We start from the raw sequence: 9991 nt of genomic DNA on the forward strand, positions 1-9991 counted from the left end.
ACTGTCTCAGGCAAGACCTATTTGGGGAAAAGAGCCTGGGCGCACTCGCCGATGTGACTGAATTTCCTTTCCCACGTTACTTTGGAAAGGCTCGTACACCCAGGCTAATTGATGAGCTAAACACAGACCTGAATTCTTACACAAAACCAGCGTAAAAATTGGTCTAAATTCCCTAAAAGCTGACTATCTGCCCGTTGTAAACTTAAGGGGATAGCATGATACCCTTGTTCTTTAGCATGATGCAGAATTCGCGCCATTAACGAGGTTTTTCCCATCTGTCGGGGCGCTTTAATCCGAATCAAGCTACCCGGTTGTAAAATTTCTTGACAACAATCGGTTTCTATTGGCAAACGCTCTACATATAACCCGGATTTGAGTGAAACCGCCCCTCCGGGTTCCCGTTGTAATTCCGGTTCCGCTACAGGTAACGGGGGAAAATCGGGACTGGCTATTGCAGGTGCAGCGGGTTCTGGAGTCTCCACAGAGGGAGCCACCCAAGGTTCTCCCCCATCTTGGGATATCAGCGCCAATAGTTCCTGCACAATCACTGGTGTATCGTCAGGAGAATGCCATTCCCGTTGCTGAATGCGCTGTAAATACCCGCGCAGGTCATAATTTAACGGGGAATCCATGGGAAAGTTGACCCGAATCGGCAGAATCACGGGTTTCTTTTCTTCCCGTCTATCCCGCAATTCCCTCGCCCGTCGCACTTCCTCTGTGACCATTTCACTGGTTGCCGATTGGGAGGATAATAAGAGGAGGAAATAATCACATTGCTCTAATTCCTGGTCAATCCGTTCCGCCCAATTTTCCCCTAAACGAATACTGGCTCCCGCCATAAACGGTTCATGTCCAGCCGTTTTCAAGGCTTCATAGAATTGCTGGGCTAAACTGACATCGGGATCACGGCTGCGGTAGCTGATAAAGATTTTGGCAGTTTTAGGCGAAGGGGAGGCGATAGGATGAGGAGGTGTTGGGGTTAAGAGTTCCTGGAGGGTTGACCATTTTTCGCTGATTGTACTGAGTGGTAAAGCCAGCGCCCCTTGGCTATGGTCAAATACGGCAATTAATCCAATCACCGCCTGAGTTTCCGCATCAAATACAGGTGAACCACTATAGCCTCCCTGCACCCGTTGAGCATCTGCCATTACCCGCAGCCTCAGCATGGGTAAATTGCCAAAATTGGCTTGGGGATTGATATCGGTAATCGCCCCATCAATCGAAGCGCCTTCTGGAAAATCTGGACGCCCATAACCGATACTTAAGAAGCGATGCATCGGTGTGACGGAGAGGGACAACGGAACGCCTTCTCCCTGATACCCAGTTATCTGCAAGACGGCAAAATCATCCTGGCGACTGTCTCCCAGATATACCAAGGATACCGATTTCCCCTGCACTCGTACTTGTTCCCAGCCACCAGCCGCTTCCACCACATGGGCGCAGGTGAGAAAATACCCGTCAGACGAGAAAAAAAACCCCGTCCCTCGGATAATACCATCCTCAGCCGCCGCGATCGCAACTGTCGCCCGTTTTACATCTTCCCAACTCATCAGGCTTGATTACCGTTTATCCATCTTCCAACTCACTTTAACCTTAAGCGTTGCGCTTCCCGAAGATTCCACCAGATACACATTGCCTTTGGCAGTAAAATTAATCCCAAATTCCACTTCCGCATCCGTAGCTTGGGTTTCTCTGTGTAATTCTTGAAAGGCTTTCGTCAACGGGCGACAACCGCGTACAATTAACGCCTGAATTACATTAAAGCTGCGATCAAGTTTCTTAATTGGCGATTCTCCGGGCGTTGCTACCTGACCCACGGCGGATTCTGGCACGTCTACTGCTACCAGAATTGTACCGCCATCGTCTGTATCCAGTTCCAAAAGTTGCTGCGCCATATTTCATCCCTTAGTATTGCTTTTCGCTAGTCTATTATCTGGAGTTAAGACCTGCACATAAATGCTATACGCTGTACTAAGAAATGTAAACAAACCTCAAGCTTTTACTGTTGCCTAATCTCAACCGTTAACTTTAATTGATCCCACCTACTTAACCATTCCCCAATCAATCTCCAGAAATATGAACCACAACTTCTCGATTGTGTCGATATTGTCGATGCTCCCAAATATAAATCCCTTGCCACGTTCCTAACATCAATCTGCCATTGCCAATGGGAATCTGTTCTGAGGTTTTGGTTAAAGCCGTCCGGATATGGGCGGGCATATCATCGGGTCCTTCGGTATCGTGGATGTAACTGCCATCTTCTGGTACTAATTTGGCAAAGAAATTTGATAAATCTGTCAGTACATCGGGGTCGGCATTTTCTTGAATCACCAGACTGGCTGACGTGTGGCGCAAAAATACGGTACAAAGTCCGGTGTCAATTCCTGACTCCTCAACGATGTCTTTGATGTTTGAGGTGATGCGGGTAAAGGATTTTGCGGTTGTCTTAATTGTAAATTTCTGTTGATAATGGGTCATTGATTCATTAAATTAGGACATAGATTCTCAAGTCTAGGCTAGAAGGCTAACCTAGTTGCTTGAGTTCGTGGTCTTCGTGGTCTTCATCTTCGGGAAATTCTTCAGTATCTTCCTCATCGTCTTCTTCGCGATCGCCAATTCCTAATTTCTCTGACAGGTGGGCGACTAAAGGGTCTTCCTCATCTACGTTTTCGACTTCATCATATTCGTCTTCCACGTTAATGTCGGGTGCTTCAGATTCTATCTCGGCGGATTCTACCTGTTCTAACGTTTCCAACGCTTCTGTTTCATCGGATTCTTGATCACATTCATTAATTACTGATGTTTCGACGCACTCAGTCACCACCTCTACCAATTCTGTCTCATCTGCCTCATCTGTCTCATCTGTGTCATCCTCAATGTCATCCTCCAATTCCTCTGGAGTGTCAGCCATAACCTGTTCAGAACCGTCTATCTCATCAGTATCTGCTACCTCATCGGTATCTAATACCCCCGATTCATCTAGCTGTTCTACCTGAGGATCACGCCAAGGAGAATCATAACGATTCCACGGTAGAATTGGCTTGTTGGGCAGGTTGCGCGTCAACACCGTGATGTTGTCTGCGTCGGGTTCTGGTAAATTTAACCGTTTCCCAGAAGAGTTTTTGTGAACGTGTTGAGAAGTCATAATCGCAAGACCTAGCCAAAACTACTCAGGTCAATCAACGGCACGAAGTAAATCCCTACAACATGCAGGGTAATAACCAAGGCTAACCCCCAGGTCACATAGGCAGAATATTGTAAGGATGATGAGACATCCTCCAATCGCTGCTTGTTTGCATTATAGGTCTCTACTAGGTTAACAATCATTCGCAGTTGATATTCATCTGGCGACAGGACGAGATAACGTTCCAAAAATTTCTTATCGCCTAAATTGGGGCTAACGGCTAACTGGCGCGGTAGGAAGGCGTTGATCAGCAGAGTAAAATTTACCAGAAATCCGAAAAGTTCGGCAAGGCTAAACCCGTTGGGAAAGAATAATAACCGTGATATGGTTAAGCTAGTGAACAAAGCGCCGTTGGTAACAAATAAGATATTTAGCTTCGTGGTTAAGGTTTGGCTTTGCTCCCGTTGCTGATCAATGACCAAGCGGACATCATGAGCGGCTAATTCCAGGGTAGACGATGTGGAACTCTCTTTACCCTCTTTTTTCTGGTCTGAGGGTTTGGTCGTCTTCGTGGTTTTCGTCGTCTTGGCTGTTTTAGTCTTAGTCGCCTCTGGGGTTTTAGGGGGTTGGGCAGGTTTGACGGTTTCAGGGGGTTCTGAACCTTTCTGGTTTTTTGCGGTTTCGGTTGTCTTGGGCGTTTTAGCTGTCTTCGCCCTCTCTGTAGTCTCTGGCGTTTTCGGTTTGTCTAGGGTTTCAGTGGCTTCTGGACTATTGCTTGTCTTGGGCGTTTCTGATGTATCTACAGTTTTCGAGGTAGGTGCGGTTTTGTCTAGCAGGGAATTCACAGTAGCTATCATGTCAGGTTAGAGAACGGGATGAGTGAGTTTGTAAATAATGGACAACAGCTTGCGCGATCGCGTCAGCCCCATCTTTGGCGATAGGCTGGGATTGTCTGGGAGGATTGAGAGATTGGTGTAAAAATTCCCAGTGACCTAAGAAAAATTCTTTGGGGGTCACAATTTGATGGTACGCATAATTTTGAATACCTTCCAGTAGGAAGGAAGATTCGGCAAAATCTTCGCGGGTGAGGGAAACGATGGGAATGTCTAGACGTAGTGCTTCGGCGAAGGTACTGTATCCCGGTTTAGATACCACTCGTCCACACAAGGGCATCATATCCACAGGGCGATAGTCTCGACCCAAAATTTTCACTAAATTGGGTAAATCCGGGGCATTGGGATCAAAGGTGATAAATTGCCAGTCGGGAAACTGGGACAGCGTGTTGTAGGGAATTTGCTGTAAACTAAGTCCACCAAAGGTGAGTAATACTGTTTTCTCTGGGGGTGAGGTTAAACCCAGCCTTTCCCGCAACTGGCTGACTGGATAACTGGGTGTCCCACCTGTGAGTCCTACATCGGTGATATGGGGGAATGCTGTCATCGGTTCGTGTAAGGGGAGACGAAACAAGCGATCGCAGACGCTGTAACACTCACCAATCCAATCGGCAATCTCGACAAATTCTCCACCCCATGTCCGGTAAATAAAGTCCCAGCCGAAGTTACTCATCATCCAACCGGGAATCCCTGCTGTTTTAGCGATTTTGGCAGCTAAGGGAGGAATATCCGCTAGCACAAGTCCGACACGATTGGTTTGGATAAAATTAACTTCACCGGCAATTATTGAATTTTCTGAGGCACGAATTTGCTTGAGTTTTGCCAATGTCGCCGCCTTATCCATAGTTAAGCTATCCGACTGAATCACGCCAATATCAAAGGCGCGGGGGCGATGAATAAAATCTCCGGGAATATAAGAGTCTAATAACCAACGTGGGGCTGTGGTTACTAAAATTAGTAGGATGTCTGGACAGAGATTTTGGATGGCGGCGGCGGCACAAGCCGCACGAACCGCATGACCAAAGCCATGGTTGGTGATCGCGATGTATACGGTAGGTCGAGACATGCTTAGGTGTTCAAAAATAGGGAACAGGGAACAGGGAACAGGGAACAGGGAACAGGGAACAGGGAACAGGGAACAGACAATCTGTAATTTAGAAGTGTCTTCGCTTAATGGATTCCGTTATTTATTTTATCGGTGTTTTTTGTTGGCTTTTTTTGGTGATCGAGATAATTTATAATTTTTTTAAAATTCTTATAATTCTGTATAATTGCTTTGAGAAAACAAGTTGAAGTCAGCAGAACATCTGATGCAATTGCCATAATTCACAAGAAGGCAGGGTAATCTCTGGCGAAAAGAAAATAACCCAGTTTAGGCGACCTTTCCGGGGTGGCGAGTTTTGTCCTGAATCCACAAGACAATTTCTGTAAAACAAGACAACACCCTTGGAAGGATTTAAGACTGTGACAGCCAAACTGAACGCGAATGGTCGTTATCAAAATTTACATCCTGCTAATAAATGTTACACAAGGGAACATCAACCTGTTCCGCAAACGTTAGATAAAAAAAGCAATAGCCGCCTGAACTCATCTCTACAGAATGTTTCTAGCCTTGCCCTCTATAGCGTAGCGGCATTTGCTGTCCCAGGTTTTTCCCATCCCGCTTGGGCAACGTCTTCAGTGAAGACAACCTATCAGCCTGATATTGCTGTCCCAACCCCAATTGAACCCAATGAAACCCAGGCAGGATCATCAGTAACATCAACAACTAGCGCTCAAGCTGTTGCCTCACCAGAATCTATTATTGTCCAGGAATTTACGCCAGAATCGAAGGCAGAGGGCAGAAATGGGGAAATGGAAAGACGGGAAGAATTTCCTAGTCACCAGTTACCGATCGCTCATCACCAATCTCCCATTGAGGAAAATCGAGTCAGGCTGGAGTTTTCCGGGGAATCTGAATTAACCTTGCCCACTCTAGACACATCTGAGTTGGAGATGGCATCGCCAGAATTAGAACATCCCGACCAAATTGTGCCAATCGTGGTGAGTGCTAGACAGACAGGGGAAAATCGCCAACCTAGAGTGGAAAAAGACACACGAGATGATCCTGATGTCAATACCTTTGCCATAGACAGGGAAAATCACGCAGACAAGGAGGATAAGGAAAACAGACAACCTGTTACCCTTAATCCGAAAAAGCCCTGTAGTGCGACTCAACAAACAATGTTGGCACAAGCACCCAATCAACGGACACAACCCGCACTCTGTCGGGACGTTAACCGCTTGCAAGAAGAGTTGCGATCGCTAGAAAATATAGACACTCAAGAACCATTACGTGCCTCCCCAGCTTTGAGTATTGTTATTCCTACAGCTTATGGCGCTCATCGCAATACAGGGTTTGTTAGCGCTACCTATCAAGAACGCACCCGCTATAGTGATGTTGATGATGGGGCGCTAGGCATTGGCATTGGGTTGGGTGATGCTGAAAAGTCTGTGGGGGTAGAACTTTCATACGCACTGGCTAGTTTCGGGTCTAATCGAGATTTTGGCAGTGGTGGTTTTAACGCTAAAGTGCATCGTCGCTTACCCCAAGGTTGGGCAGTTGCAGCGGGTTGGAATGGTTTGATTAACCTGGGTGATGATAATGACTTTGAGAATTCCGTTTATGGCGTGGTGAGTAAGATTATTCGGACGCGAGAGGATATTAATCAACCCTTTAGTCGTGTGGCGATAACGGCGGGAATCGGTAATGGACAGTTTCGCACGGAGGAGGCGGTAGAGGATGATAATGGCACGATTAATGTGTTTGGTAACGTTGCGGTGCGGGTGGCTGAACCTGTGAGTTTAATTGCTGAATGGACGGGACAAGATTTGGGTGTAGGTGTGTCTATTGCTCCCTTTAAAAATATCCCGTTGGTGATTACCCCAGCATTGCGAGATATTGCGGGGGCTGGAGATGGGGCGCGATTTGTTTTGGGTGCAGGGTTCGCGTTTAAGTTTTGAGTATGTAGGGGCAGGTTTAGGGACTTTCTTTTCGCTGTTGATGATAACGTTTGTGCAAAATCCGCCCTGACGTAGGGGCGGGTTTAGGGACTTTCTTTTTGCATTGATGATAACGTTTGTGCAAAACCCGCCCTGACTAAGTGTTGAGTGTTGTATAAATTGGAATATGGAGTAACTTTGATGAAAGTAAAGCAACGGATAGTTTGGACAATAACAACGTTAGTCATGGGTACTGGGTTAATTACAACGTCTACCAATGCTCAACCCCCCAACCAATCAGATATTACCGGAACGAATATCTGGAATAATACTGCACCTATTTTTGATCAAGATGGCGAATTAGATCCAGCTATATTAGAGAATGCCCGTCGTCTGGATCAAGCCTTAGAAGAAGCGGCTGAGGGTTGCTGTAATGCAGTTCAACCAGAGGCTCCGCGTCGATTTGCTAGAGAACCGGGAAATCCGAATCCGGCTTGTGTAGATTGTCTAGAGTTGAATCGTTTAGTTGAGGAAACCGAGATATTTTTGGATGAAGTCAATCGCACTCAGGGAGCGCGAGTTAACGCCAGTCGTAATCGTCTTTGGTAGAGAAGGGGAATCGGATTCTCTTGCTCCCCTCTTGCTCCCCTCTTGCTCCCCTCTCCCAAGCTTGGGAGAGGGGCTGGGGGTGAGGGCTGGCTTGGGAGAGGGGCTGGGGGTGAGGGGTTGAGCTTAAGTTGACACGGATGACCGAAAATCCGCCCCGACACAAAACCATATACTCCCCAGCTTCCCCGTTCAAACCTGAAAATCCGGGTCAGAGTTAGCGGAGAAAATGCGATCGCGTCCTAAGGCTTTGGCTTTGTAGAGAGCGCGATCGGCAAGTTGGACTAATTCACTGGACGAAAGTTGATGGGATGGAGTCGTTGTAGCGATTCCTAAACTGAGCGTTACCCAGGGATGAATCGGAGATTTGGCATGGGGACGTTTGAGTTTATCCATTTGGTAGCGGATTTTTTGAGCAACGATAAAAGCGCCTGGATTATCTGTATTGGAAAGAATCACGACAAATTCTTCACCACCATAGCGAGCGACTAAATCACTCGGTCGTTGAGCCGCTTGGCAGATGGCTTCAGCAACTTCTTTTAAACAATTATCTCCCACCCAATGACCGTAGGTATCGTTGTAGGCTTTAAAAAAGTCAATATCACACAAGATTAAGGATAGAGGCGTTAAGTTACGTCTAGAACAGATTAATTCCTCGGCTAAGACTTGATCGAAACGGCGGCGATTGGCAATTCCGGTTAAACTGTCTATTTTGACCAGTTTCTGTAGGTGTTGGTTATCTGTCTTTACCTTTTGATAAAGTTCTGACTGTTGAATTGCAATAGACACCTGTTTGACTAACTGGTTTAAACAATCAATTTCCCAAGTTTTCCATTGACGCTTAGGGGTACAATGATGAGCGATAATTATCCCCCATAATCGATGGTAAACAGGAGACTGAGGTTTTTTAAGATCAGACTCACTGTTACAGATGGGTATCGCTAAAACCGATTGCTTATGCAAATTGAGCAATTTTGGTTTTAGGTTAGACATTTTTTTACTGTTAATAACTTGAATAAACTCTTCATTGTAGGACAATATCTGAGGCAAATTTAAAAGTTCATGAATTGCCGGAATCTCTGGATAACTATTGCTATAGTCAGCCGCTACTAAAAGCATAGTAGGAGATTTATCTGCTTGATAGCGATAGATGAGAACCCGATCGGTTTTCAGGAATTGACGGACTTGGGTGACAGTGGTGTGTAAAATTTCTTCGAGATCCAATGAGCGTCGGATCTGCTCAACCATACGCTCTAAGATTCGCTCCCGTTTAGCCTGCTGTCGAATTGACTCGCGATCGCGTTCCCGTTCAATGGCGTAGCGTATAGCCCGTATTAAGTTTTCTCCAGCAAATTGTCCCTTTATTAAATAATCTTGAGCGCCTTCACGAACCACTTGAATTGCCAACTTTTGATCGTTAAGAGAGGTTAAAACAACAATCGGAGTCGTGGGTGCTTTTGCTTTGACTTGAATGACAGTATTTAATCCTTGACTATCCGGAAGAGATAGATCGAGTAAAATAATGTCGAAGGTAAAGTCTATCAATTTTTTTATCCCCTGACTCAAACGCTGAGCATGGGTTATGGTGAATTGATTAGTGTTTACTGCTGAAAATAATTCTTGGATTAATTCAGCTTCTACACGATTATCTTCAATTAAGAGAACTTTTAGAGTTTGACTATCCAACAAAACAGATTGATTGCATTTTAGTCCATTCATGGTTATGATCCTATGATTTATTAATTAGATCTAAAGTTTAGCTTAAATTATAAATACAGTTATATTTTATCGATCCTGGATTATGAATCTGGAACCATGAACTTAATAGTCTTAGGCGATATCCTAGTTTTTAAGTTTCAGATTAACATCCGACTCTTGTGAATTATTACTAACTTAAGAAAGAAATTCGGTATACGCGAAGACGTATTTCAGTAATATAGTGCCAGGTTATATACAATTTACCTGACCTAAATCATTATCGGCAGCCTGAATGCCAACTCGCTGAGTCAATGACTCATATATAATAATTTTTCTCCTATCTTTGGGTTGAATTGACTGCGCTAATTTCTGTCTCTTTAGGTAGATGCTCCCCTAATCACATCAGTTCAATAATCGAAGTATCGAACTTATCGCAAAAGGCAGAAGGTTATTACTGGTACGTAGTTGTTTCAGTTATTCAATCTCCCCTAACCTTTAGGGCGACAGTGATAAATTCCGCAACGAGGGTAATTTCCCCGCCCCCTGCACCATGGGTGTCAACTTAAGCCACATTACCCACGATAGGATACTGGGTGTGGGGTATGGGGTGTGGGGTATGGGGGAAAGCGAGCAATTTTGGGGAGCTATGTATTAAACGGAGCCTGTTTGAAAAAAACATTGTGGATGA

The 9991-nt window shown here is 45.3% G+C and carries 8 protein-coding genes and 1 pseudogene; 2 read left to right on the plus strand and 7 right to left on the minus strand.

All coding sequences use genetic code 11. The annotated features are described in order from the left end of the window. Positions 1-131: 131 nt before the first annotated feature. From RIG66_RS20520 to RIG66_RS20545, 6 genes and pseudogenes are all read right to left on the minus strand, one after another. Positions 132-1550: pseudogene (locus tag RIG66_RS20520) on the minus strand (AAA-like domain-containing protein); the annotation flags it as partial. Positions 1551-1559: 9 nt separating this feature from the next. Next, positions 1560-1895, minus strand: coding sequence for a CU044_2847 family protein (locus RIG66_RS20525; RefSeq protein ID WP_446380598.1), 336 nt, complete (start codon positions 1893-1895; stop codon positions 1560-1562). A 166-nt stretch (positions 1896-2061) separates the two neighbouring features. Beyond that, positions 2062-2478: a secondary thiamine-phosphate synthase enzyme YjbQ gene (locus RIG66_RS20530; RefSeq protein ID WP_446380599.1), complete on the minus strand. Its 417-nt coding sequence runs from the start codon at positions 2476-2478 to the stop codon at positions 2062-2064. 46 nt (positions 2479-2524) lie between these two features. Next, on the minus strand, positions 2525-3145 hold the full coding sequence (locus RIG66_RS20535) for a hypothetical protein (protein ID WP_446380600.1): 621 nt from the start codon (positions 3143-3145) through the stop codon (positions 2525-2527). An 11-nt stretch (positions 3146-3156) separates the two neighbouring features. After that, positions 3157-3981 (minus strand): hypothetical protein, encoded by an 825-nt coding sequence (locus RIG66_RS20540; RefSeq protein ID WP_446380601.1) that lies wholly within the window; start codon positions 3979-3981, stop codon positions 3157-3159. A 1-nt stretch (position 3982) separates the two neighbouring features. Next, a complete protein-coding gene (locus RIG66_RS20545) occupies positions 3983-5083 on the minus strand; it encodes a glycosyl transferase (RefSeq protein ID WP_446380602.1) in 1101 nt (366 codons plus the stop codon). Positions 5084-5481: 398 nt separating this feature from the next. On the opposite strand from RIG66_RS20545, the gene RIG66_RS20550 reads away from it, so the two are divergent. Together RIG66_RS20550 and RIG66_RS20555 are read left to right on the plus strand one after the other, a co-directional pair. Next, entirely contained in the window at positions 5482-7020 is a 1539-nt protein-coding gene (locus RIG66_RS20550; protein ID WP_446380603.1) for a hypothetical protein, read from the plus strand. Between the two features lie 180 nt (positions 7021-7200). Beyond that, positions 7201-7608, plus strand: coding sequence for a hypothetical protein (locus RIG66_RS20555; protein ID WP_446380604.1), 408 nt, complete (start codon positions 7201-7203; stop codon positions 7606-7608). Between the two features lie 189 nt (positions 7609-7797). On the opposite strand, the gene RIG66_RS20560 is transcribed toward RIG66_RS20555, so the two are convergent. Further along, positions 7798-9324 (minus strand): diguanylate cyclase, encoded by a 1527-nt coding sequence (locus RIG66_RS20560; protein ID WP_446380605.1) that lies wholly within the window; start codon positions 9322-9324, stop codon positions 7798-7800. Between the last annotated feature and the right edge of the window lie 667 nt (positions 9325-9991).

The organism is Coleofasciculus sp. E2-BRE-01 (assembly GCF_040221695.1).
GTDB lineage: Bacteria > Cyanobacteriota > Cyanobacteriia > Cyanobacteriales > Coleofasciculaceae > Coleofasciculus.